This is a genomic window from Sphingomonas sp. ATCC 31555, from assembly GCF_000282895.1.
GTDB lineage: Bacteria > Pseudomonadota > Alphaproteobacteria > Sphingomonadales > Sphingomonadaceae > Sphingomonas.
This window is the reverse complement of the sequence record NZ_ALBQ01000011.1, coordinates 285,283-308,904: the sequence shown is the minus strand read 5'-3', so window position 1 is coordinate 308,904 and position 23,622 is coordinate 285,283. Positions and strand designations below refer to the sequence as shown.

Here is a 23,622-nt window from a genome sequence, read left to right as displayed (position 1 = left end):
GCTTAAGAAGAAGATCCGCCGCCTTGCTCACGTATCCCCCCGCGCAGCCGCGATCGCAGGTGCGAGACCGGCCGCCCATTTGGTGATGTCGCCCGCCCCAAGGCACACCACCATGTCGCCCTCACGCAGCACGCCCGCGAGCGAGCCTGCCAGCGCCGCCGCATCGGTAGTCGCCGCCACCGCCCGGTGACCTCGCCGGGAGACGTTCTCGACCAGCGCATCCGCATGGACGCCCTCGATCGGCGCCTCGCCCGCCGGATAGACCGGCGCGACATAGACCATGTCGGCATCGTTGAACGACTGGGCGAAGTCGTCCATCAGATTGCCCAACCGCGAGTAACGGTGCGGTTGCACCACGGCGATCACCCGGCCGCGCACGCTTTCGCGCGCCGCGGCCAACACCGCGCGGATTTCCACCGGGTGGTGACCATAGTCGTCGATGATCGTCGCCCCCGCGACTTCGCCCACCTTGGTGAAGCGCCGCTTGACCCCGCCGAACTTGGCGAAGCCCTGCTGGATCGTCGCGTCCGGAATGCCGAGTTCCAGCGCCACGCCGATCGCGGCCAGCGCGTTCTGGACGTTGTGGCGGCCCGGCATGGGCAGCTCGATATTCTCGATCGAGCGGGTCGTACCGTCGCGGTTGCGGATGATCGCCTCGAAGCGGTTGCCACCGCCATGCGGCGTCACATTCACCCCGCGCACATCGGCGCTCGCGGCAAAGCCATAGGTGACGATCCGCCGGTCGCGCACCCGCGGGATCAGCGCCTGCACTTCCGGATGATCGAGGCAGAGCAATGCCGCACCATAGAAGGGTACGTTCTCGACGAACTCCACAAACGCGGCCTTCACCTTCTCGAACGAGCCATAATGATCGAGATGCTCGGGATCGATATTAGTGACGACGGCGATCGTGCCGTCCAGCCGAAGGAAGCTGCCGTCGCTTTCGTCGGCCTCCACCACCATCCATTCGCTGTCGCCGAGCCGGGCGTTCGAGCCGTACTGGTTGATGATGCCGCCGTTGATCACCGTCGGATCGACACCACCGGCATCGAGCAGCGCGGCGACCATCGAGGTCGTCGTGGTCTTGCCGTGAGTGCCCGCCACCGCCACGGTGGACTTCAGCCGCATCAGCTCGGCAAGCATCTCGGCGCGGCGCACCACGGGAATGCGGCGCTGGTAGGCGGCTTCCACTTCCGGATTGGTGCGGACGATCGCGGTGGAGACCACCACCACCGCCGCATCGCCGAGATTTTCGGCGGCATGGCCGATCGTAACGCCGATGCCGCGATCCCGCAGCCCCTGCACGACATAGCTGTCAGCGACGTCGGATCCCTGCACCTTATAGCCAAGGTTGTGCATCACTTCGGCGATACCGGACATGCCGATGCCGCCGATGCCGACGAAGTGAATGGTACCGATATCGGTCGCGACGCCCTTCATGCGTAAGCTGGCCTTCCGTTCTTATTGGCTTTCTGCACCTTCCCCACCGGGGCTCGCGGTGCGTGGATCGACTCCACAAGGTCCGCCAGGTCGCGCACCGCATCCGGCCGGCCGCAGCCGCGCGCCCGCGCCGCCGCATTCTCCAGCGCCTTGGTGTCCAGCCCCAGCTTCTGCATCTGCTTGGCCAGTTCCTGCGCGGTGAAGCTGCGTTGGGCAATCGTCCGTGCGCCGCCGGCTTCGGTGATCTCTCGGGCATTCACCGTCTGGTGATCGTCGGTCGCGCTGGGCAGCGGCACCAGGATCGCCGGCCGCCCGGCGGCAGTCAGTTCGGCGATCGTCGAGGCTCCTGCCCGCGCGATCACAAGATGCGCCCAGGCGAGCCGCTCGGGCATGTCGGGCAGATAGGTCGCCACTTCGGCCGGAATCTCGTGGTCCTGATACTTGGCGCGGACCATCTCGATGTCCTCGATGCGCGCCTGGTGCGTCACCTGCAGCCGCCGGCGGAAATGCACCGGCAACAGCGCCAGCCCATCGGGCACCACCTGGCTGAGGATCGACGCGCCTTGGCTGCCGCCAGTCACCAGCACCCGGAACAGGCCCTCTTCCTCCAGCATCGGATAGGGGCGACTGCGCAGGTCCAGCACCGCCTCGCGCACCGGGTTGCCGGTCAGGAAGGTCTTGGCCAGCCATCCCGGCTTCATCCGCTCGACGGTTTCGTACGAGGTGGCGATCGCCTTGACGCGGCCCGCCACCAGCCGGTTCACCCGGCCCAGCACGGCATTTTGCTCGTGAATCACCGTCGGGATGCCGGCACCAAAGGCGGCCATCAGCGCCGGAAACGCGGGGTAGCCGCCAAAGCCGATTACGGCCGCCGGCCGGATCTGCCTGTACAAGCGCCTTGCCATCGCCCGGCCCGCCCACATCTGCCGCGCCGCCTTGAGCGCGCCGATTGGGCCGCCGCCCAGCCGTCCTGCGGGCAGTACGTGCGTTTCCACCCCTTCGAACAGGCCGGGGAAGCGCACGCCGCGCTCGTCGCTTACCAGCGCGACGTGGTGGCCGCGCCGCGCCAGCTCCACGCCCAGCGCGGCGGCCGGCACCATGTGCCCCCCGGTGCCCCCGGCGGCAAGAACGTAACTGCGGCGATCGGTCATGGCTTGCTCCAGCGCGCGGTGTAGGGCGAGCGCTTCAGATACGGGTTTCGTCGGGTGAAAGCGAGCAGCAGGCCGTAGCCGATCGAAAGCGCGATCATCGACGATCCGCCATAGCTGATGAACGGCAGCGTCATGCCCTTGGACGGCGCAAGCCCGGTGTTCACCGCCATGTTGATCAGCGCCTGCAGACCGAATTGCGTCGCCAGGCCGGCCGCCGCCAGCATCCGGAACGGATCCTCCTCGTCCAGCAGCTTGGTCAGCACGCGGATCACGATCGAAAGATACAGCACAGCGATCACCGCGCACGCGATCAGCCCGAATTCCTCGCCGATCACCGCGAAGATATAGTCGGTGTGCGCCTCGGGCAGGCGAAACTTGATCTGGCCGCTGCCCGGTCCAGCGCCGAACAGGCCGCCGGCGCTCAGCGTATCATGCGCCATTTCCACCTGGTAGCGATCGGCCAATGCCGCTTCCTTGGTCGGAAACAGGAAATTGTCGATCCGGGTGCGTGCGGTGCCGTAGAACAGATAGGCGGCGACCACGCCCGCAAGCGCCACCCCGCCCAGCCCTGCGATCGCGGCGGGCGAAATGCCCGCGATCATCAGCAGGATCACCCAGACCAGCCCGAACACGATCGTCTGCCCGAAATCCGGCTGGAGCATCAGCAGGCCGCCGATCAGCGCGGTCAGCGCGCCGGTGACGATCATCACCGGCAGTTCAGGATCCTTGGCCCGGAAGGACAGGATCCAGGCGATGGTGACAATGAACATCGGCTTCAGGAATTCGGACGGCTGCAGATCGGAAATGCCCAGGCTTATCCAGCGCTTGGCGCCGTTCACCTCATGCCCGATTACCGGCAGCAGCGCCATCATGCCCAAAAACACCACCGCGCCCGCAACGGACAGCCGGCGCGCCACCGTGGTGGGCAGCATCGATACGACGATCAGCACGGGCAGCGATACGCACACCCACATCAGCTGCCGCCAGAAATAATACATTGGCGGCACGATGTGCGAGGCATCCGAATAGCGCCGGGCCGTTGCCGGCGAGGCGGCGGCGACGGCGACCAGTCCGATCGCGATCAGCAGCACCGCCAGCAACATCAGCACATGGTCCACTTCCCAGAACCACATGCCCGCGCGCGATCGGCTCGCGCGGCTCAACTGATCGGAAAGTCGCGGAAGGCCGCCCCTCGTCTCGCCCGCGCCCTCGGCCCGGCGGCTCACCCGAGCGCCTCCACCGCGGCACGGAAGGCATCCCCCCGCGCCTCGAAGTCGCGGAACTGATCGAACGAGGCGCAGGCCGGCGACAGCAGCACCGCCTCGCCCGGCTGGGCCTTGGCGGCGGCGGCGCGAACGGCGGCTTCCAGCGTGCCGGACTGCTCGACGGGCATCTCGCCTTCAAGCAGCCGGGCGAACAGGGGCCCGGCCTCGCCGATGGTATAGGCATGCACGACATGGCCGAAGCCGGGGCGGCACGCCTCCAGGCTGTCGGTCTTGGCGACACCGCCCAGGATCCAGTGGATGCGCGGGTATGCCGCGAGCGCGGGCGCGGTCGATTCCGGGTTGGTCGCCTTGCTATCGTTGACGAACAGCACGCCGCCCCGGGTCACGATCCGCTCCATGCGGTGCGGCAGGCCGGGGAAGCTCTCCAGTCCCTTGTCGATCGCGGCGCGGTCGATGCCGAGCGCCTCGCAGGCGGCGATGGCGGCGAGCGCGTTCTGGGCGTTGTGCGGGCCCTGCAGCGCCGGCCAGCGCGACTGGTCCATGCACACGCCGGGGGCGATCTTCGTCACATCCTCGCTGCGACCGGAGAGCGCCACCTGCCGGGCAATGGCCGCCGAGGCCGCATCGCCGATGCCGATGATTGCGGCGTGGCCCTTGCTCTGCATGCCGAACAGCCGGCCCTTGGACGCGGCATAGCCCTCGAAGCCATCATAGCGGTCGAGATGGTCGGGTGTGATGTTGAGCAGCACCGCGACGTCACAGTCGAGGCTGTGGGTCAGGTCGATCTGGTAGCTCGACAGTTCGAGTACGTAGACGCCACCCTGCGGCAGCGCCTCCTGCCCCAGGATCGGCAGGCCGATATTGCCGCCCAGCCGCGTCGGAATACCGGAGGCCTCGATGATGTGGTGGATCAGCGCCGTGGTGGTCGACTTGCCGTTGGTGCCGGTGATGCCGACCACGCGGTGCGCCGGCAGGTCCGCGCGTGCCTGCGCGAACAGCTCGATGTCACCGATCAGCGGAACGCCGGCGGCGCGGGCGTGGGCCGCGATCGGATGCCGGTTGAGCGGCACGCCCGGGGAGACGACCATGCCCGCATAGCCGGTGAGATCAGCGTCCAGCGGATCGGCGAATTCAAGCGAGACAGCGTCCAATTCGATGGACATCTCTTGAACTGCGTCGGCGAGAGCCTCCCGCGCCGCTGCATTCGAATCCCACGCCAGCACCCCCGCCCCGCTGGCCACCAGCGCGCGCACGGTCGCCGCGCCCGAGCGCGCAAGCCCGAGCACCGCGAAGCGTTTGCCGCGCCAGGCGGGGCTGGCGATCACCGCAGCTTGAGCGTCGCGAGGCCGGCCAGCGCGAGTACGAAGGCAATGATCCAGAAGCGGATCACCACCGTCGGCTCCGACCAGCCGAGCTGCTCGAAATGGTGGTGGATCGGCGCCATGCGGAACACGCGCTTGCCGGTGCGCTTGAAGAAGAACACCTGGATGATGACGCTCAGCGCCTCCATCACGAACAGGCCACCGATGATGCCGAGCACCAGCTCATGGTGCGTCGTGACGGCAATCGTGCCGATCGCCCCGCCCAGCGCCAGGCTGCCGGTATCGCCCATGAACACGGCGGCCGGGGGCGCATTGAACCAAAGAAACGCAAGCCCCGCCCCGATCATCGCGCCACAGAAGATGGCGAGATCACCCGCGCCCGGCACGTGCGGAATACCGAGGTAGGTCGCGTAGATCTTGTTGCCCGCGAGATAAGCGATCAGCATGAACGCCATCGCAGCGATCACCACCGGCATCGTCGCGAGGCCGTCGAGACCGTCGGTGAGGTTCACCGCATTGCCGAACGCAACGATCGTGAACGCCGCGAAGGCGATGTAGAAATAGCCGAGATCCGGGTGCACCCAGCTGAGGAAGGGCACGTAGAGCTGCGTATTACCCTCGGCGAAAATGATGATCGCGCTGGCGACGCCGGCGATAAGGAACTCGCCGATCAGCCGCACCTTGCCGGAGACGCCCGCGGTCTTCTGCTTCCGAACCTTGTCGTAATCGTCGAGGAAGCCGATCATGCCGAAGCCGAGCGTCACGAACATGCACGCCCAGACATAGGCGTTGCGCAGGTCCATCCAGATCAGCAGCGCGAGTGTCAGGCTGGTCAGGATCATCAGCCCGCCCATCGTCGGCGTGCCGCGCTTGGCGAGGTGGCTCTGCGGCCCGTCGGTGCGGATCGGCTGGCCTTTGCCCTGGCGCAGCCGCAGCCAGCCGATGAACTTCGGGCCGATCAGCAGGCCGATCAGCAGCGCAGTCGCCACCGCCCCGCCGGTGCGGAACGAGAGATAGCGGAAGAGATTGAGCACGCCGGGGAAGCCCAGCTGCTCCGCGATCAGATAGAGCATGATTGCCTTTCCGCCAGCGCCGCGACCAGGCTCGCGAGCCGCACGCCGTTCGACCCTTTGATGAGAACCGCATCGCCCGCGCGGAGCGTGGATTCGAGCTGCACCTTCGCAGCCGCAGCATCGGCCACATGAACGAAATCGATGCGGCCCTCAAGCGCAGCGGCCAGCGGCGCCATCGCTTCGCCCACCAAAATGGCACGGCTCACCCCAGCCGCCACGATCGGATCGGCCAGTTCAGCGTGCAGCGCATCGGAATAGACGCCCAGTTCACGCATTTCGCCGAGCACCGCCAGCTTGCGCCCGGGCTCCTGCGCCAGAACGGCGAGCGTGGCGCGCATCGAGCCGGGATTGGCGTTGTAGCTTTCGTCGATGACCAGCGCGCTGCCCTCGCCCATGGGCACCGCCAGCCGCGCACCGCGTCCGGCCAATCCGCCCAGCTCGGCCATCGCCAGCCCGGCGACTTCGAGATCGCCGCCCACGGCGTCCACCGCCGCCAGGATCGCCATGGCATTGGAAACCCAATGGTCGCCCGGCTGCGACAGGGTGAAGCTGAGCTCCCGATCGCCGAGCCGCGCCATCACGAAGGTGCCGCCGCCGCGCGTCCGCATCGTCTCCACGGCGCGCACGTCCGCGCCTTCGCCAAGCCCGAACGTGACGATGCGCGTGGCATAGGGCTCCGCCGCAGCGCGCAGCCGATGGCGGTGCGGGCTATCGAACGGCACGATCGCAGTGCCGCCCCGTTCCAGCCCCTGGAAGATTTCGCCCTTGGCATCGGCAATGCCCTCGACGCTATCGAAAAAGCCGAGATGCGCGGGCGCGATCGCGGTGACGATCGCGACATGCGGCCGCACCAGCCGAGTGAGCTGTGCGAGTTCGCCGGCATGGTTCATGCCCATTTCGAACACACCGTAGCGGGCATCGCGCGGCATCCGCGCCAGGCTGAGCGGCACGCCGGTATGGTTGTTGTAGCTTTTCACCGATCGGTGCGCGCAGCCGGGATCGATCCGGTCCAGCGCGGCGAACAGCGCTTCCTTGGTACCCGTCTTGCCGACCGATCCGGTCACCCCGATGATCTTGGCAGTCGACCGCGCGCGCGACGCCGCGCCGAGTGCGTTCAGCGCATGGGTCGTATCGGCGACGCGAACGCTGGGGTGATCGGTCGGGTCGCAGACCACCGCACCGGCCGCTCCCTGCGCAAAAGCCTGGTTAAGGAAGCGATGCCCGTCGGTGCTCTCGCCCTTGAGCGCGAGGAACAGGTCGCCCGGGCCAACCTCACGGGAGTCGAACGCGACGCCGGAAACCGTAAAGTCCGCCGACGCAGAGCCCTGCGTGGCGGCGGCGATTTCCTCGGAGGTCCAGAGCGCACGGTTCATCGCTCCCCTCCCGCTTGCAGCAGGGGTCGGAGGAGGGGCTCGAATTGAGAGTGCAGGACACACGCCACGGTCATCCCTCCCCTAGCCCCGGCAAGCGGGAGCGGAACTTGGCCGGAAGCTTCTTCACGCCGCGCACTCCCGCGCAACCGCGACATCGTCGAACGGCAGCACCAGCTCGCCCACGATCTGCCCCTGTTCATGTCCCTTGCCGGTGACCAATACGATATCGTTTGCTTCCGCCATCCGGATCGCCGCCGCAATCGCTTCGCGCCGGTCGCCGATCTCGGCGGCATCCGGCGCGCCCTTCAGGATCGCACGGCGGATCTCGTCCGGGTTCTCGGTGCGCGGATTGTCGTCGGTCACGATCGCCACATCAGCACCTGCCGCGGCTACCTGCCCCATCAGCTCGCGCTTCCCGGGATCGCGATCGCCGCCCGCGCCGAACACCAGGATCAGCCGGCCGTCGGTATGCGGCTTCAGGGCCTCCATCGCCGCTTCTAGCGCATCGGGCGTATGCGCGTAATCGACATATACCGGCGCGCCCACGGCGGTGATCGCCGCTCGCTCCAGCCTACCACGCACCGGCTGCAGCCGCGCGCAATTGGCCAGCGTCTCTGTCACGTCGCCGCCGGTGGCGATCACCAGCCCGGCCGCGGTCAATGCGTTGGCCGCCTGATAGGCGCCGATCAGCGGCAGGCGCACGCTATGCGTCCGGCCCTCCGCCTCGACCTCCAGCGTCTGCCCGAGCAGCGACGGCGCCCGCGAGAGCAGCCGCAGCGTCTTGCCGTGCTCGCCGACGGTAATCAGGCGATTGCCGCGCATCCGAGCCAGGTCTTCCACCTGCGGCGCGTGCGGATCGTCGGCCCACACCACGGCGGTTCCATCGGGCGCCAGCACCTCGGCGAACAGGCGCATCTTGGCGGTAAAATAGGTCGCCATGTCGCCGTGATAGTCCAGGTGATCGCGGCTGAGGTTGGTGAACGCCGCCGCGCGCACCGGCAGGCCTTCGATACGATATTGCGAAAGGCCGTGCGACGATGCCTCGAATGCGACGTGCGTCACGCCCTCACGTGCAAGCCCCGCAACATTCGACAGAAAGGTAACGATGTCCGGCGTGGTCAGCCCGGTCGATACGCGCTCGTCGGCCGTCGTGACCCCAAGCGTGCCGATCGAAGCGGCGTGGAAGCCCGCCATGCGCCACAACTGGCGCGTCATCTCGACCGTGGAGGTCTTGCCGTTGGTGCCGGTCACCGCCGCCGCCGTTGTGGGGAAGGGCGCGAAGAACGGCGCCGCCAGACTGGCGAAGCGGGCCCGCGGATTGGCGTCCGCGATGTGGATCGCCCCCTCCACCACCGCCTCGGGCCGCGCGACGACGGCGATTGCCCCCGCCTGCACTGCTGCGGGGATAAAGTCTTCGCCGTTCACCCGCGCGCCTTCGAACGCGCCGAAGATCGTGCCTGGCGCCACCTTGCGATGATCGATGGCGAAACCCGTTACGATTGCGGGTTCGTCGCCGCCTGTCAGCATACCCAGTTTCATTCGGTTCCCGCTCCCGGCTCGGGGGACTTTTCTACCAGCGGCAGCAAGTCGCTCTCGTCGATATCGCGGCCGCCATCGGGGGCGATGCCCAGAATCCCGCCGGTCCGCGCAATCAGGCGCGAGACGACCGGCGCCACCGTCCAGGCGGCCGTCGTTCGCGGCGTGGTGGCATTAGCTTTGGGCGAGTCCAGCATCGCCACCACCACATAGCGCGGCGCGTCGATCGGGAAAGCCGCCGCGAAGGTGGAGACGTTGCGATGCTTGTCATAGCCACCCTCGCTGGCGGCCTCCGCCGTCCCGGTCTTGCCGGCGACGCGATAGCCCGGCGCCTCGCCCTTGCGGCCCGTGCCCTTTAACACGATCAGCCGCAGCAGCTGACGCATCCGTGCGCTGGTAGCTTCCTGCAGCACCCGCCGGCTCTCGGGCGGATGCGCGGCATCCACCTTCATCAGCGTCGCCGGGCGCCAGATACCGCCGTTCACCAGCGTCGCATAGGCGGTGGCGAGGTGCAGCGGCGTCACCGCGATGCCATGGCCATAAGCGGTCGTCATCACGGTGATCCGTCCCCAGTTCGCCGGCCAGAGCGGCCGGGTTGCGCCGATCTCGATGCTCGGCCGCTGGTCGAAGCCCAGGCGGCGAAACATGTCCTGCATCTTCTCCGCGCCCAGTTCGTCGGCAATGCGCGCGGTGGCGATGTTCGAAGAATAGATCAGCGTCTCCGGGATGTTGAGCCAGCGGAATTGCTCGTCGCCCGGATCGTCATGAATGGTGAAGCGGCCGACCTTCATCGGCGCCGTCGCATCGAAGCGCCGCGCCATCGAGGTGATCGTACCCGAATCGATCGCAGCCGCGACCGCGATCGGCTTGAAGGTCGAGCCGAGCTCGTACACGCTCTGCGTCACGTTGTTGCGCGGCGGCGGCCCACCCAGCGCGTTGGGATTGAAGCTGGGCAGCGACGTCATGGCCACCACTTCGCCGGTATGCACGTCCAGCACCACGCCAGCCGCGCCGCGCGCCTGCAGGTCCGTCATCGCGCGGCCCAATTCGCTTTCCAGCGCGGCCTGCACCCGTGCGTCGAGCGACAGCATCACCGGCTGCCCACGCTGCGCCGGATCGCGCAGCCGCGCGTCCAGCACCTTTTCCATGCCGGTGACGCCATGCCCCTCGTCGTCGAGGTACCCGAGCACATGCGCGGCCATTTCGGACTGCGGGTACAACCGATCCTTTTCCGGCGTGAACTCGATCGCCGGCTCGCCTAGCGCATTGAGCGCGTTCACCAGTTCCGGCAGCGCGCGCCGCTTCAGAAAGGCGAAGCTGCTGCCGGTGTTGAGCACCGCCAGATAGTCGCTCGCCGAACGCTCGGGCATCAACTCGGCCAGCTTCTGCGCCAGCACCACCTTGTCGCTGATCACCCGGTTGGGGTGGATCGCGATCATCCAGGCTTCGATGCTGCGCGCCAGCGGCGTGCCGTTGCGATCGACGATGTCGGCACGCGCCGGCACCAGCGCGCTCGCCAGGTCGCGCGCCGTTGCGGGTTCGGACGAGATCGCCAGCAGGCTCAGCTTGCCGACGATCGCCAGAATGCCTGCGCAGAACAGGATCGACAGGATCATCAGGCGCAGTTGCGCCACCGCGACGAGCGCCGGTCGCTCGCCGCCTGGGGTGCGCGCGCGCGCCGGAGGAGCCACGACGACGATCAATGCAACGCCAATTGCTCGCGCTGGGCAACTCGCCGCAGATCGTTCATCGTCGAAGCGCTGAGCAGCGGGCGATCCGCCATCGCCAGCTTAGAACGATCAACCTTTTGCATCAGGCGGTTGAGTTCGCCATCGGGGCGCGCAGCTTCCTGCCGGGCGACGCGTACCACTCCGTTCGGCTGGCCGGATGCCGCTGCCGGTGCGGACGCCGGCACGGCTTTCGCCGCGACCGGCTGGATCGGGCGCATGCCGGTCGGGATGATCAGCGCCGCCGTTTCAACGCGCGGCGTTTCCGCCGGCACCGTCGCAGGCTGCACGCTGGGCTGATCGAGGGCGGCAAGGCCGGTCGCGCTCGCCAGATATTGCTGCGGCGCCGGCGCGTTCATCGCCAGCACGTCGCCGTTCCAGCGTTCGATCTGCGCCAGGTTCGCCCGCGTTTCAAACTCCGTCTCCAGCCCGCGAATCTCCTTGTGCGCGGCGACGATCGCCGCCTCCACGCCGCGCAGGCGCGCACGCTCGGCCGCGCCGTGCGACGTCACCATATAGCAGGTCGGCGCAACGATAACGCTACACAGCAACCAGCCAAGCCCCCGAAAGCCATGCATTGCCATCACGCTGCTCCTTCACTCGACCACGGCGCCGCCCCGGTCCGCCGCGCGACGCGCAACGTGGCCGATCGGGCGCGTGGATTACGCTCCACTTCCTGCTCGCTCGGGCGCACGGCCTTCGCGGGCGGTTCAAAGGTTGGTTGCGACCGCGGGCCGATCGCCGGGCGGTGGCGCGAACCGGCAGGCTCGCTGCCGCTGCGCTCCCGCAGGAAGCGCTTGACCAGCCGGTCTTCCAGGCTGTGGAACGTCACCACCGCCAGCCGCCCGCCGGGCTTCAGAACGCGCTCCGCCGCGGCCAGCGCCTCGGCCAGTTCGTCCAGCTCGCGATTGACGTGGATCCGCACGGCCTGAAAGGTCCTCGTCGCCGGATCCTTCTTGTCGTGCGGCCGATAGCCGAGCGCCTTGCGCACCACTGCGGCAAGTTCGCTGGTCCGGGTCAGCGGCCGCGCCGCGACGATCGCTTTGGCAACGCGGCGGGCGCGCGGCTCCTCGCCGTAATGGAACAAAATGTCGGCGATCTCCGCCTCGTCGGCCGCGTTCAACCAGTCCGCCGCGGACATGCCGTCCGCCGCCATCCGCATGTCGAGCGGGCCGTCCTGCTGGAATGAAAAGCCACGATCGGCCTGGTCGATCTGCATCGACGAAACGCCGATATCCATCGTCACGCCGTCCACCGGCAGCAGCTCGCGCGCGGCCAGTTCCTGCTCCATCCGGCTGAACGGGGCGTGGATCAGCTCCAGCCGCCCCTCCGCCTCCGTCACCAGCGCAGCGCCGCCGGCGATCGCGGTGGGATCGCGATCGAACGCCGCCACGGCTGCGCCCTTGCCAAGCATCGAACGCGTATAGCCGCCCGCACCAAAGGTTGCGTCGACATGGCGCTCGCCGGACACGATGGCGAGCCCGTCGATCACTTCCTCCAGCAGCACGGGAATATGGGGCGCCGCGCTCATTTCGAGCCCCGCGCCTGAACGAGGAACGCGCAGATCTCCTTCAGCGCGGGATCGGCATTGGGATCGTTCGCCAGCACCTCGGGCGACCAGATATCGAACGTCTCGCCGCTGCCCGTGAAAAAGGCCAGCTTCTCGATCTTCGCCTTGGCACGGAAGAAGGGCGGCAGCACGAAGCGCCCGCTATCGTCGAACGGCACGCGTTCGACCTGGCCGAAGGCCCGACGCTTGGCCGCAGGATCGGGCTGCTCGCCTCGATCGATCGCCTGCTGTTCGAGCCTGTCGATGCGCTGGTACTTTTCCTTGGACCAGCCGGTGTCATGCGCGGAAAGGCACAAATCCTTCGCATGCAGGCCGATGACGATCTGGCGAACTTCGGAATTGCGCTCGACTGCAGCGCGCAGGTCGGCGGGCACGGCGACACGACCTTTCTGATCGACCGCCTGGAGCGCAAATCCTTCGAAAAGCTCCCTGTCCACCACGCCAATCCCAAGCCAGGCACAACTCCCCCGCCTCCGGAACCACGGATGTTTCCGCAGCTTCGGCAGAGAATTTCGACAGGAGAAAAAAGGGTCGTGCCCCCCTTTTAGCCCGCTCTTTTAATCATAGAACATCGCGGGAGGCAACGGGCACAGCGGGGATGAAAAGGGATTTCCCCCCACTCTACGCCTCCAATCGTCTCATTTCACATTATGTACGCGATACGTTCATTTTTTGATCCAGGAAAGCACTGTGTCGGCCCTCCGGGCGCGCAAAAGTCCGCCCGCGCCTCTCCCGCCGGCACTAGCCGCACGCACCGTCAGCCGCCCAAGGCGCATATCCTTGATTTTGTGCAGAAGTTTCCGCGCCGCAGGCGCCGCGACTCACGCAGGGCGCAAAACGGGAGACGGACGCGGCTCAATTTGGGGGGAAATCCCGTGCCGTCCCCGATCAGCGATTTCGATGGGGCGAAATCCCGCCCGCGCCCGATCAGCGGCCGGCGCTGTCCTGGCGATGGGCCTGTTCGCGCGCCAGATCCTCTGCAGTGGGATCGGTTGAGTCGGTGCCGGGCGCCACGCCCAGCTCGGCCAGCGGCTCGTCGCGCCCCTTCTCGGCGGCGACATTGTCGCTGCCGGTCAGGTTGGCGACGACCGCCGCGTTCGATGCCCCGGCAGCGCTCACCGGCGCCTCGCGATTGGCCGAGGAATAGATCGCACTCACCGCCGCGATCAGCAGGATCACGGCAGCAAGACCCGTCATGCCAACGCGCACGCGCTGCATGGCCTGGCTAGGGTCTTGTTGGGGTCCGATTTTCATGACTGTGGCATAAAAGTAACGCACAAGCGCGCGCTTGTCGAGCAGCGCCTCAGTCTCGGGTCAGCTCCGAAGGCACCGCCAGTCCCTTTGCCGCCAGCCACTCCGGATTGTAGAGGGTCGAAAGATAACGGAAGCCGGTGTCGCACAGAATGGTGGCGATCCGCTTGCCTGGCCCCAGCGCCTGCGCCAGGCGCACCGCGCCCGCCACGTTGATGCCGGAAGACAGGCCCAGGCAAAGCCCCTCTTCCGCCAGCAGCCGACGTACCCAGTGCATCCCCTCCGCGTCGGAAATCCGGAACTGCGTGTCGATCGGCGCGCCTTCCAGGTTGCCGGTGATCCGACCTTGCCCGATCCCCTCGGCGACCGACGACCCCTCGGCGCGCAGTTCGCCACAGGCATAATAATGGTAAAGCGCGGCGCCGTGCGGATCGCTGAGCGCGATGGTTACCTTCTCGTCTTTGGCCTTCAGCCCCAGCCCAACGCCGGCGATCGTCCCGCCCGTGCCCGCCGCGCAGGTGAAGCCATCGATGCGGCCGTCCATCTGCGTCCAGATCTCCTCGGCCGTGCCATGGATATGTGCCTTGCGGTTGGCGGTATTGTCGAACTGGTTCGCCCAGATCGCATTGGGCGTTTCCTCCGCGATCCTTCGGCTGGTGTGCACGAAATGACCGGGGTTCGAATAGGGCGCCGCCGGCACCAGCACCAGTTCGGCACCCAGCGCGCGCAGCGTATCCATTTTCTCGCGCGACTGCGTCTCCGGCATCACGATAATCGTGCGATAACCCTTGGCATTGGCGACGAGCGCCAGCCCGATTCCGGTGTTGCCCGCGGTGCCCTCCACGATCGTTCCACCCGGCGCCAGCAGCCCGCGCGCTTCGGCGTCCTCGACGATGAACAGCGCCGCCCGGTCCTTCACCGAAGCGCCGGGATTGGCGAACTCGCATTTGGCGAAAATGTCGCAGCCGGTTTCGGCGCTGGGGCCCTTCAGGCGCACGAGCGGGGTGTTGCCGATCAGCGCCAGGCTATTCTGGGGAACATGCATGGCCCCTAAATAGGGGTGGCTCCCCCTCTGCGGCAAGCAAGGCAATCTATCGGGGGCCGCCGGCCTGCTTCAGGCCCGCTTCCGCTAGCTTCCGGCATGCCGTCGCAACCCCTCCCGCAGCCACAGCAGCCCGCGGTCGGCGGCGCGGGCACGGCTGAACTGGATCATCTCGCGCATCTTGGGCAGCGGGAATGGCGGGGGCGCCATCGCAAGCGGCAGCTTGTCCATGAACAATCGCGCCAGCCGCGCATGCACCAGCGCGATGCGCTGCGTGCCCGGCAGCAGCCACGGCACCAGGGTGAACGACGTCACGGTCACTTCGATCCTGCGCGTATCCCCCCGCGCCCGCACGAACTGCTCGACGAAAGCGGGGGTATTCGAAAGCTCCACCACGACGTGGCCGGCCGCCTGATATTCAGCTTCGGTGATCGGCTTGCGGAACAGCGGATTTTCGGACCAGCCGAGCACGACATGCTCCTCCTCGAACAGCAGCTCGGCGGGATGTCCCTGAGCCTGGAACTGTTCGGGCGAGATGATGCAGTCGACCTCGCCGCGCTCCATCTGCTCGGATACTGCAGCATGCGGCGCCACCACCGAACAGCGGATGCCCGGCGCGCGTACCGCCATTTCGGCCAGCAGCGGTTGGACCGCGATCGACGTGACATAATCCGACGCGGCGATGCGGAAGCTGCGGCGCGACGTCTCGGGGTCGAACAGGGTCGAGCTGGAGATCAGCGCCTGCGCGTTAGCGACGATCTCCGCCACCCGTGGCGCGAGTTCCTGTGCATGCGGGCTCGGCACCATCCGCTTGCCGTTGGCGACGAGCAACGGATCGTTGAACGATTCGCGCAACCGCCGCAGCGCCGCGCTCATCGCCGGCTGGGTAAGGTGCAGCCGCTCCGCGGCGCGGGTCACGCTGCGCTCCTCCATCAGCGTGTGGAAGGCAACCAGCAGGTTCAGATCGAACCGATCCAGGCGCATGCATCAACCTCGTGATTGCTTCCTCATAAAATATAAGAATTTTGATTGATGTCAAAACCCGCCCATCTTGCCGGCATCGGACAACGAAAGATCCGAATCAAGGAGAGCGGTTGTGAGAAAGGGATGGAGGCGGACCAGTTCGATATTGGCCCTCGGGATCGCAAGCATGACGGCGCAGGCGCAGGCGCAGGCGCAAAGCGTCGCGGGGGCGGGAGACGACAGCGCAGCCGCACCGGCGGCGCAGGATACTGGCAGCACCGATCAGCAGGGCCTGCAGGAAATCATCGTGACGGCGCAACGCAAGGCAGAGAATCTGCAGCGCGCGGGTATTCCTGTCGCCGTGGTGACCGGCGATCAGCTGGTGAGCCGCGGGCTGAGCAGTTCGACCGAATTGGGCGCCGCCGTGCCCTCGCTCAGTGCTCAGCCACAGGGCGGCGCGAATACCGTCTTCTTCCTTCGGGGCGTCGGCAACTTCACCGTCAACGGCTATAGCGATCCGGCGGTCGCCTTCAATTATGACGGCGTCTATCTCGGCCGCGCTACCTCCACCTCGGGCATCTTCTACGATCTCGAACGGGTCGAGGTGCTGAAGGGCCCACAGGGCACCCTCTACGGTCGCAACGCCACCGCGGGCGCGATCAACGTGCTGCCCACCCGCCCGCGTATTGGCGAAAACAGCGGCTTCGTCACTGCCAGCTACGGCAATTACGACGCGGTAAACGTGCAGGGGGCGGTGAACGTCGCGATGGGCGAGCACGGCGCGATGCGCATCGCCGGCAGCATCGTTCGACGCGACGGCTATCAGACCGACGGCACCAGCGACGAAAAGACCCAGGCGCTCCGCGTGCAGTTCCTGAGCGAGCTGACGCCGGACCTGACCGTGCGGATCGGCGGCGATTTTTCGCACAGCGGAGGCAAGGGTCCGGGTTCCACCTATGTCGGCCGGATCGCCTATGTTCCCGGCACCGGCAACCAGTTCGTGCCGTCGGGCCTCAGCGAGGATAGCGGCCTGTTCTCGCCCGAGGCGCAGGCCTATCGCCGCACGCTGTTCAGTGGGCTCGCCGGACGCACGCTGGCGCCGCTCGACGTGCAGCCCTATCTCGACAACAACTATTACGGCGCCAATGCCGAGATCAGCCTGAACACCGGCGCCGGCACCCTCACGGTCATCCCCGCCTGGCGCTATTCAAAGCTGGACAATCGCTTTGCCGTACCCGCCTTCTACGGCAATGTCGCAGAGACCGACGAGCAGAAGAGCCTGGAAGTGCGCTTCGCCGGCAACCGTGTCGGCATCTTCGACTATATGCTCGGCGCCTATTATTTCGACGAGACCGTCGCTGCGACCTATCTGTTCGCGCAGCAGGCGCTGAACGCCTATCAGCAGTTCACCTCGGGTACCAAATCCTATGCCGGGTTTGGCCGGATCACCGCCAATTTCAACGATCGGCTGCGGCTGATCGGCGGCCTACGCTACACCAAGGATGACAAGGACTTTAGCGGCCGCGCCGACGTGTTTCTCGTCCGCTGCTCCGTCGTGGTGCAGGGCCGGCCGAGTTGCCCGAACGCGCCGCTCTTGCCGTCGACAGGGCGCTACCAGGATCTGCCGTCCTCGGTCTTCCCGACCGTGCCGGACAATCAGGCGCGACCGATCGGCACCACGGGCGCGCTGCTGATCCATGCGGTCACGCCGGTGAACACCACGCTGTCCAACGATCGCTTCACCTATCATCTTGGCGCCGAATTCGATGTCGGTCCGCATTCGCTGCTCTACGCCAATCTGGAGACCGGCTATCGCTCCGGCGGCTTCGCGCTGTCGGCAGGCTACGAGACGTTCCAGCCCGAGTTCATCGATGCCTACACGATCGGCATGAAGAACCGGTTCTTCGACAACCGGCTGCAGCTCAATCTCGAAGCATTCCTTTGGAAGTATCGCAACCAGCAGGTGAACCACACGGGCATCGATCGGAACGGCAATCAGGGCCAGTTCACCGAGAATGTCGGCAAGTCCACGAACAAGGGCGTCGAGGTGGAAGCCCAGTTCCTCGCCACCCGGAACACGCTGCTCAGCGTCAACGTCCAGTATCTCGATGCGAAATATGATGACTTCATCTATCGCGAGCCGATCGGCGCGACGCCGCCGAACACCGGCTGTCCATATCGCGCCAGCGCCACGGCGGGGATGTACGACATCAACTGCTCCGGCCGCAGCGCTTATCAGTCGCCGAAATGGACGATGAACCTGGGTGGGCAGCAGACGGTGCCGCTGGGCGACCACAAGCTGCTGTTCTCGGCCGATACGCAATATCGCACCAGCCGTGTGGTCGGCTTCGAATATCTGCCCAACCAGCTGGTCGGGGCAACCTGGGTCAGCAACGCCCAGATCGCGTTCGGTGCGGCCGACGATCGCTGGTCGATTGCCGCCTTCGTCCGCAACATCGAAGACGAACGCTTTCAGGCCAGCGCCCAGATCTACGGTGCCGGATCGGCCGCGCTCGCCGTCTATTCGCCGCCGCGCACCTATGGCGTGCGCGCGACGTCGAAGTTCTGAGGCGCCGGAATGCGTCCGCTCCGCCCAACGCTGATCGCCGGCTTGCTGCTGATGGCAGCAGGTGCGGCGCCGGCGCGGACAGAACAGGCCAACGCCCCGGCGTGGATCACGCTGGGAACGATGGGCGGCCCGGTGCCTGATCCGACCCGCGCACAACCGGCCAACGCGCTGGTCCTCGGGCGGGACGTGTATCTGGTCGATGTCGGCGACGGCGCGGTAGAGCAGCTCGCCAAGGCACACCTTCAGGCCATGCAGGTTAAGGCGGTATTCCTCAGCCACCTGCACTTCGATCACACCGGCGGCCTCGCCGCGTTGCTGGGGCTGCGCTACCAGACCAATGCGCCGGGGCCGCTCGCCATCTATGGCCCACCGGGCACCCGGGCGCTGGTCGACGGGCTGGTCGCATCGATGCGACCAGCGGCGGCCGCCGGCTATGGCCTGCCCGGCGCGCCGGTGATCGATCCGGCATCGACGGTGACGGTGACCGAGCTTGTCGATGGCGGAACAGCAACGCTCGGCGGCTTTACCGTTCGCGCCGCCCGCAACACCCATTACAGCTTTGCGCCCGGCTCCGCCGAGGACAGCCGCTATCAATCGTTGTCGCTGCGCTTCGACCTGCCGGGCCGCTCGATCGTCTATACGGGCGACACCGGGCCCAGCCCGGCCGTGGAGAAACTGGGTCGCGGCGCGGATCTGCTGGTCAGCGAAATGATCGACGTGCCCGCCACCATGGCGCGGATCGCCCGGCTTCAGCCGGACATGCCCGCCGGGCAGCGTGCGGCGATGGCCGAGCATCTGACCCGCCATCACCTCACGCCGCTGCAGGTTGGCGAAATGGCCCAGGCGATGAACGTGAAGCGGGTGGTTCTCACCCATCTGGTGGTCGCCGACGCCGATCCCGCGGCGGTCGATCGCTACCTTGCCGACATTCATCAATCCTTCGCCGGGCCGGTCACCCCCGCCCATGATCTGGAACGGTTCTAAGCTATGCAATCCCTCAACATTCTCGTCATCGGCGGCGGCATCGGCGGCCTCACCGCTGCCATTGCGCTGCGCCAGCAGGGCTTCGCCGTCGACGTCATCGAACGCGATCCCACTTGGTCGGTGTATGGCGTCGGCATCATCCAGCAGGCGAATGTGCTGCGCGCGATGAAGGCGCTGGGGCTGCTCGACGATTATCTTGGCGCCGGCGTCGGCTTCGATGCGGTGGAGATCTTCACGCCCGCCGGCCAGAAAGTCGCGCGCGTGCCCGCGCCGCGGCTGCTCGAAGGCTATCCCGCCAATGTCGGCATCGGCCGCCCCGCGCTCCACAAGGTGCTGGGCGATCGCACCATCGCGCTGGGCGCGGAGGTGCGGCTGGGCATCACCGCCGAGACGATCGTCGCCGATAGCGATCAGGTGGCGGTCACCTTCTCGGACGGCAGCAGCGGCATCTACGATCTGGTGATCGGCGCCGACGGCGTCTATTCGCAAACGCGCGAGACGCTGTTCCCCGATGCGGAGCGCCCGCAATTCACCGGCCAGGCGGTATGGCGCTACAACTTCCCGCGCTTTGCCGATCTCGATGCGCTGCAGGTCTATAACGGACCCACCGGCGTCGGCTTCGTCCCGATCAGCGCGGACCTGATGTACATGTACGTCACCACGCCGGAACCGGATAATCCCCGCTATCCTCGCGAGGGGCTGGCAGCGGCGATGCGCGCCAAGCTGGCACGCTGCGCCCCCGCGATCCAGGCGCTCGCCGACCAGATCACCGATGACGACGGCGTCGTCTATCGTCCGCTCGAAGGAATGCTGGTCGAGGGCGCCTGGCATCGCGGCCGCGTCGTACTGCTCGGCGATGCCGTCCACGCCACCACGCCGCACCTGGGGCAAGGCGCCGGCATGGCAATCGAGGACAGCCTCGTCCTCGCCGAGGAGCTTGCCCGCGCCGAAACCACAGAAGACGCCTTCACTGCCTATCGCGCCCGGCGCTTTGATCGCTGCGCCTACATCGTCCGCCAGAGCCTGGCGATCTGCCACGGGCAGCTCGGCAAGGGTCCGCCGGTCGATAACGCCAAGGCAACCGCGGAAATGTTCGCCGTCACCGCCCAACCCATCTGAACCCCAGGGAAGCATTGTTATGACCCGCGTTACCGAAATCCGCTATGTCGGCTATGCCGTCACCGACTTCCAAGCCGAGAAGAAATTCTACGAGGAGATCTGGGGGCTCGAGGCCGTGCCGAGCAACGACGGCATGGCCTGGTTCAAGGCCCAGGGTCATGACGAACACCAGGTCGTCCGCCTCCGCCCGGCCGACGAAAACCGCATCGACGTGATCGCGCTCGCCGCCGACAGCCGCGCCGATGTCGATGCGCTGCACGTCAAGGCCGAAGCCGCCGGCTGCAAGATCGTCCGCACTCCCGCCCCGCTTACCACCCCCGGCGGCGGCTATGGCTTCCGCTTCTTCTCGCCGGACGGGATGCTGTTCGAAATCTCAAGCGACGTCGCGCGCGGCCAACGCCGGGACATCGCTCGCTGGGACGGCGTGCCGGTGAAGATCAGCCATATCGTGCTGCATTCTCCCAACCATCAGGCGGCGGTGCAGTTCTTCACCGACGTGCTGGGCTTCAAGGTCAGCGACTGGCTGGGCGACTTCATGTGCTTCCTGCGCTGCAACTCGGCGCATCATCGCATTGCGCTGCTGCCGGGGCCGGCCTGTCTCAACCATGTCGCCTATGACATGGAAGGCATCGACGGCATGATGCGCGGCGCGCACCGGCTGAAGCTGCACGGCATTGATATCGGTTGGGGCCCCGGCCGTCATACCGCCGGCAACAATACGTTCAGCTATTTCGTGACGCCCAGCGGCTTCGTCGCCGAATATACGTCGGAGCTGGAAGAGGTCGATTTCGACGCGCATCAATATCAGGTTTACACCCCTGCGCCGCTGATCATGGATCAGTGGGGCATCGGCACCGGCGGTCCGCAGACGCTGCCGCACCCGGCGCCCAATCCGGGCCTGTTCGTGGCGGTGGAGGCCTGATACCATGGCATTGTTCGAATATTTCCCCAACTATATCTGGAACCTCTCGGTCGCGATCGCGATGGAGAGCGGCGGTCAGATCGGCGAGCTGGTCGACATGTGCCAGCCGATCAAGGACGCGGCTGCGGCCGGTGCCGACGCCGGCACCCCGCAGTTCATGGCGCAGTGGGTTGCGATGGCCGACAAGCTGATCGGCCTCGCCGCCGAGGACGAGGCCAGGGGCCGCGCCTTTTCCGCTTCGAACAAGCTGGAGCGTGCTGCGCTCTATCTGTTCACCGGCGAGCGGATGCAGGGCCATGGCCACCCCGGCCGCAAGGAAACCTATGCCAAGGCGCGCGCCACGTTCGACAAGTCGACGATGCTGGGCCAGATCAATCGCGAGCGAGTGGAAATCCCCCTTGCCACTGGCACCATGCCCGCGCTCTACACCCGCGCGCCCGGTGAGGGACGCAAGCCCGTGGTCGTCTATTGCAACGGCCTCGATAGCTGCAAGGAACTGCTCTACTGGTCACGCCTGCCCGAGGCGCTGGCCCGGCGCGGCATTTCCACCCTGTGCGTGGACCAGCCCGGCTCCGGCGAAGCGCTTCGGCTGCAGAACCTCCCCGTCGATCCGCATGCGGAGAACTGGGCTTCCAGGGCGGTCGACTGGCTGGAGCGCCAGCCGGACGCCGATCCCAAGCGGATCGGCATGACCGGCATCTCGCTCGGCGGCCATTTCGCCCCCCGCGCGGTCGCCTACGAACCCCGCTTCGCCTCGGGCGCCTGCTGGGGCGCGAACCATAATTGGGCCGAGGTGCAGCAGAAGCGCTTGAACCGCGAAGGCGAGAACCCGGTGCCACATTACTGGGCGCATGTGATGTGGGCGTTTGGCGCCAAGGACATGGACGATTTCTTCGCCAAGGCAGCCGACATGAACCTCAACGGCCATATGGGCGGGGTGATGGTGCCGTTCCTCGTCACCCACGGCGCCGAGGATCGCCAGATCAGCGTCCAATATGCGCACGACTGCTACGAACAGCTGGTCAACAGCCCCAAGCGCGAACTGAAGCTATTCACCGCGCGCGAAGGCGGCGTTGAGCATGTCGGCGCGGACAACATGTCCTATGGTCGCGACTATATCGCCGACTGGTTCGGCGAAACGCTGGGCGGCAAGGTCGCATGAGCGGGGCGGCAGGAACGCAGGTCGCGTCCACCCGGCACGCGGTCCTGCTGATCCTCACCGCGATCATGCCCACCATGGGCATCGTCGCACTGGTCCCGGTGCTGCCGATGCTGCTCCGCGAATTCGCGGCGGTGCCGGGCTCAGCGGTGCTGGTGCCGGTGGCGCTCACCATACCGGCTTTGTGCATCGCGCTGTTTTCGCCGGTGGCCGGCGCGCTCTCCGATCGCTTCGGCCGCAAGCCGGTGCTGCTGCTGTCGCTGCTGGTGTACGGCGTGGTCGGTACCTTGCCGTTCCTGCTGAAGGATCTGCCCGCGATCATCGCCGCGCGGGCGGTGCTGGGGCTGGCCGAGGCGGCGATCATGACCGTATCGACCGCGATGCTCGGCGACTATTTTGAAGGGGCGCGTCGCGAACGCTGGATTTCCATTCAGATGGCGGCGGTCAGCCTGAGCGCGATCGCGCTGGTGGCGATCGGCGGCGCGCTGGGCGAAGCGCTGGGATCGCGCGGACCGTTTCTGCTCTATCTTATTGCCCTGCCGATCGCGGTCGCCGTGGCGGCCATGCTGTTCGAACCGGTCCAGCGCGCCGCCCGCGCCGTCGCCAGGGTGCGGCTGCCGCTCGGCACGATGCTGCCGATCCTGCTGATCACGATCGCAGTCGGCATCCTGTTCTACACCATCATCGTGCAGGTAGGCCCGATCATCGAGCGCAGCGGCGTCCGTTCCCCCGCGTTGATCGGCCTCGCCGCGGCCGGCACCAACCTCGGCGTAGCGATCGGCAGCATCGTCTTCGGCCGGCTCAAGGCCCATGCCGGGCCGCGCCTGCTGGCAATGGGGCTGGCGCTGGTGGCGATCGGCTATGCCGGTACCGCCTTGTCCCCCGGCTTCGCCGCGATCACCGGCTTCGCCATCCTCGCCTGTATCGGCAGTGGCGTAATGCTCCCGAACATGCTCGCCTGGGTGATGCGCCGTCTGCCAGCCGCCGCGCGCGGATCGGGGACCGGCGCCTGGACCGGCGCCTTCTTCCTCGGCCAATTCGCCGCGCCGCTCATCACCACCTTGCTGGAACCGGCCACCGGCGGGCTTGCACAGACTCTGCTGCTCTACACCGGCCTGGCGCTGGCCGGGGCCGTCGCCGCCCTGCTCGCCGGCGCTCGCGCGCCCGCTCCCATCTCCGCTTGAAGGACCAAGAC

The 23,622-nt window shown here is 66.9% G+C and carries 20 protein-coding genes; 6 read left to right on the top strand and 14 right to left on the bottom strand.

Going from position 1 to position 23,622, the window contains the following annotated elements; genetic code table 11:
- Positions 1-27: 27 nt before the first annotated feature.
- From murC to B215_RS0105725, 14 genes are all read right to left on the bottom strand, one after another.
- On the bottom strand, positions 28-1,440 hold the full coding sequence (gene murC, locus B215_RS0105790; RefSeq protein ID WP_019368693.1) for a UDP-N-acetylmuramate--L-alanine ligase: 1,413 nt from the start codon (positions 1,438-1,440) through the stop codon (positions 28-30).
- Positions 1,437-2,591, bottom strand: a complete 1,155-nt coding sequence (gene murG / locus B215_RS0105785; RefSeq protein WP_026008996.1) for an undecaprenyldiphospho-muramoylpentapeptide beta-N-acetylglucosaminyltransferase — start codon at positions 2,589-2,591, stop codon at positions 1,437-1,439. The genes murC and murG overlap by 4 nt, the downstream gene beginning before the upstream one ends.
- A complete protein-coding gene (locus B215_RS0105780) occupies positions 2,588-3,724 on the bottom strand; it encodes an FtsW/RodA/SpoVE family cell cycle protein (RefSeq protein ID WP_019368691.1) in 1,137 nt (378 codons plus the stop codon). Before B215_RS0105780 ends, murG begins: the two co-directional genes overlap by 4 nt.
- 89 nt (positions 3,725-3,813) lie before the next feature.
- The gene (murD, locus tag B215_RS0105775; RefSeq protein ID WP_019368690.1) at positions 3,814-5,142 is read right to left on the bottom strand and encodes a UDP-N-acetylmuramoyl-L-alanine--D-glutamate ligase; all 1,329 of its coding nucleotides are present in this window, start codon (positions 5,140-5,142) and stop codon (positions 3,814-3,816) included.
- Positions 5,139-6,212 (bottom strand): phospho-N-acetylmuramoyl-pentapeptide-transferase, encoded by a 1,074-nt coding sequence (gene mraY, locus B215_RS0105770; protein ID WP_019368689.1) that lies wholly within the window; start codon positions 6,210-6,212, stop codon positions 5,139-5,141. The genes murD and mraY overlap by 4 nt, the downstream gene beginning before the upstream one ends.
- A complete protein-coding gene (locus tag B215_RS0105765; protein ID WP_019368688.1) occupies positions 6,200-7,585 on the bottom strand; it encodes a UDP-N-acetylmuramoyl-tripeptide--D-alanyl-D-alanine ligase in 1,386 nt (461 codons plus the stop codon). The genes mraY and B215_RS0105765 overlap by 13 nt, the downstream gene beginning before the upstream one ends.
- A gap of 123 nt (positions 7,586-7,708) precedes the next feature.
- On the bottom strand, positions 7,709-9,124 hold the full coding sequence (locus tag B215_RS0105760; RefSeq protein WP_026008994.1) for a UDP-N-acetylmuramoyl-L-alanyl-D-glutamate--2,6-diaminopimelate ligase: 1,416 nt from the start codon (positions 9,122-9,124) through the stop codon (positions 7,709-7,711).
- Positions 9,121-10,824 carry a peptidoglycan D,D-transpeptidase FtsI family protein gene (locus B215_RS0105755; protein ID WP_019368686.1) on the bottom strand — a complete coding sequence of 568 codons (1,704 nt, stop codon included), beginning with the start codon at positions 10,822-10,824 and terminating at the stop codon, positions 9,121-9,123. Before B215_RS0105755 ends, B215_RS0105760 begins: the two co-directional genes overlap by 4 nt.
- Positions 10,821-11,432: a hypothetical protein gene (locus tag B215_RS0105750; protein WP_037513100.1), complete on the bottom strand. Its 612-nt coding sequence runs from the start codon at positions 11,430-11,432 to the stop codon at positions 10,821-10,823. Before B215_RS0105750 ends, B215_RS0105755 begins: the two co-directional genes overlap by 4 nt.
- Positions 11,432-12,379 carry a 16S rRNA (cytosine(1402)-N(4))-methyltransferase RsmH gene (gene rsmH / locus B215_RS0105745; protein WP_019368684.1) on the bottom strand — a complete coding sequence of 316 codons (948 nt, stop codon included), beginning with the start codon at positions 12,377-12,379 and terminating at the stop codon, positions 11,432-11,434. Before rsmH ends, B215_RS0105750 begins: the two co-directional genes overlap by 1 nt.
- On the bottom strand, positions 12,376-12,855 hold the full coding sequence (locus B215_RS0105740; protein ID WP_236704537.1) for a division/cell wall cluster transcriptional repressor MraZ: 480 nt from the start codon (positions 12,853-12,855) through the stop codon (positions 12,376-12,378). Before B215_RS0105740 ends, rsmH begins: the two co-directional genes overlap by 4 nt.
- A gap of 490 nt (positions 12,856-13,345) precedes the next feature.
- A complete protein-coding gene (locus B215_RS0105735) occupies positions 13,346-13,615 on the bottom strand; it encodes a hypothetical protein (protein ID WP_236704538.1) in 270 nt (89 codons plus the stop codon).
- A gap of 106 nt (positions 13,616-13,721) precedes the next feature.
- Complete coding sequence (locus tag B215_RS0105730) at positions 13,722-14,714, bottom strand: cysteine synthase A (RefSeq protein ID WP_019368681.1); 993 nt, start codon at positions 14,712-14,714, stop codon at positions 13,722-13,724.
- Positions 14,715-14,798: 84 nt separating this feature from the next.
- Complete coding sequence (locus B215_RS0105725) at positions 14,799-15,695, bottom strand: LysR family transcriptional regulator (RefSeq protein WP_019368680.1); 897 nt, start codon at positions 15,693-15,695, stop codon at positions 14,799-14,801.
- A gap of 166 nt (positions 15,696-15,861) precedes the next feature.
- Here B215_RS0105725 and B215_RS0105720 point away from each other — a divergent pair, with 166 nt between their 5' ends.
- Genes B215_RS0105720 through B215_RS0105695 form a run of 6 tightly spaced genes read left to right on the top strand, consistent with a single transcriptional unit; the run spans position 15,862 to position 23,611 of the window.
- Complete coding sequence (locus B215_RS0105720) at positions 15,862-18,243, top strand: TonB-dependent receptor (protein ID WP_019368678.1); 2,382 nt, start codon at positions 15,862-15,864, stop codon at positions 18,241-18,243.
- 9 nt (positions 18,244-18,252) lie between these two features.
- Complete coding sequence (locus tag B215_RS0105715; protein WP_019368677.1) at positions 18,253-19,227, top strand: MBL fold metallo-hydrolase; 975 nt, start codon at positions 18,253-18,255, stop codon at positions 19,225-19,227.
- A 3-nt stretch (positions 19,228-19,230) separates the two neighbouring features.
- Positions 19,231-20,346: an FAD-dependent oxidoreductase gene (locus B215_RS0105710; protein WP_019368676.1), complete on the top strand. Its 1,116-nt coding sequence runs from the start codon at positions 19,231-19,233 to the stop codon at positions 20,344-20,346.
- Between the two features lie 19 nt (positions 20,347-20,365).
- Complete coding sequence (locus B215_RS0105705; RefSeq protein ID WP_019368675.1) at positions 20,366-21,268, top strand: VOC family protein; 903 nt, start codon at positions 20,366-20,368, stop codon at positions 21,266-21,268.
- A 4-nt stretch (positions 21,269-21,272) separates the two neighbouring features.
- Positions 21,273-22,430, top strand: coding sequence for an alpha/beta hydrolase family protein (locus tag B215_RS0105700; RefSeq protein ID WP_019368674.1), 1,158 nt, complete (start codon positions 21,273-21,275; stop codon positions 22,428-22,430).
- Positions 22,427-23,611 (top strand): MFS transporter, encoded by a 1,185-nt coding sequence (locus B215_RS0105695; RefSeq protein WP_019368673.1) that lies wholly within the window; start codon positions 22,427-22,429, stop codon positions 23,609-23,611. Before B215_RS0105700 ends, B215_RS0105695 begins: the two co-directional genes overlap by 4 nt.
- The last annotated feature ends 11 nt before the right edge of the window (positions 23,612-23,622 follow it).

Coding starts and splice junctions, on each gene's coding strand:
- B215_RS0105720 (WP_019368678.1), top strand. CDS start 15,862: ATGACGGCGCAGGCGCAGGCGCAGGCGCAAAGCGTCGCGGGGGCGGGA.
- B215_RS0105725 (WP_019368680.1), bottom strand. CDS start 15,695: ATGCGCCTGGATCGGTTCGATCTGAACCTGCTGGTTGCCTTCCACACG.
- B215_RS0105750 (WP_037513100.1), bottom strand. CDS start 11,432: ATGGCAATGCATGGCTTTCGGGGGCTTGGCTGGTTGCTGTGTAGCGTT.
- rsmH (WP_019368684.1), bottom strand. CDS start 12,379: ATGAGCGCGGCGCCCCATATTCCCGTGCTGCTGGAGGAAGTGATCGAC.
- B215_RS0105710 (WP_019368676.1), top strand. CDS start 19,231: ATGCAATCCCTCAACATTCTCGTCATCGGCGGCGGCATCGGCGGCCTC.
- B215_RS0105760 (WP_026008994.1), bottom strand. CDS start 9,124: ATGAAACTGGGTATGCTGACAGGCGGCGACGAACCCGCAATCGTAACG.
- murG (WP_026008996.1), bottom strand. CDS start 2,591: ATGACCGATCGCCGCAGTTACGTTCTTGCCGCCGGGGGCACCGGGGGG.
- B215_RS0105695 (WP_019368673.1), top strand. CDS start 22,427: ATGAGCGGGGCGGCAGGAACGCAGGTCGCGTCCACCCGGCACGCGGTC.
- B215_RS0105765 (WP_019368688.1), bottom strand. CDS start 7,585: ATGAACCGTGCGCTCTGGACCTCCGAGGAAATCGCCGCCGCCACGCAG.
- B215_RS0105730 (WP_019368681.1), bottom strand. CDS start 14,714: ATGCATGTTCCCCAGAATAGCCTGGCGCTGATCGGCAACACCCCGCTC.
- B215_RS0105705 (WP_019368675.1), top strand. CDS start 20,366: ATGACCCGCGTTACCGAAATCCGCTATGTCGGCTATGCCGTCACCGAC.
- murC (WP_019368693.1), bottom strand. CDS start 1,440: ATGAAGGGCGTCGCGACCGATATCGGTACCATTCACTTCGTCGGCATC.
- B215_RS0105780 (WP_019368691.1), bottom strand. CDS start 3,724: ATGTGGTTCTGGGAAGTGGACCATGTGCTGATGTTGCTGGCGGTGCTG.
- B215_RS0105735 (WP_236704538.1), bottom strand. CDS start 13,615: ATGACGGGTCTTGCTGCCGTGATCCTGCTGATCGCGGCGGTGAGTGCG.
- B215_RS0105700 (WP_019368674.1), top strand. CDS start 21,273: ATGGCATTGTTCGAATATTTCCCCAACTATATCTGGAACCTCTCGGTC.
- B215_RS0105715 (WP_019368677.1), top strand. CDS start 18,253: ATGCGTCCGCTCCGCCCAACGCTGATCGCCGGCTTGCTGCTGATGGCA.
- mraY (WP_019368689.1), bottom strand. CDS start 6,212: ATGCTCTATCTGATCGCGGAGCAGCTGGGCTTCCCCGGCGTGCTCAAT.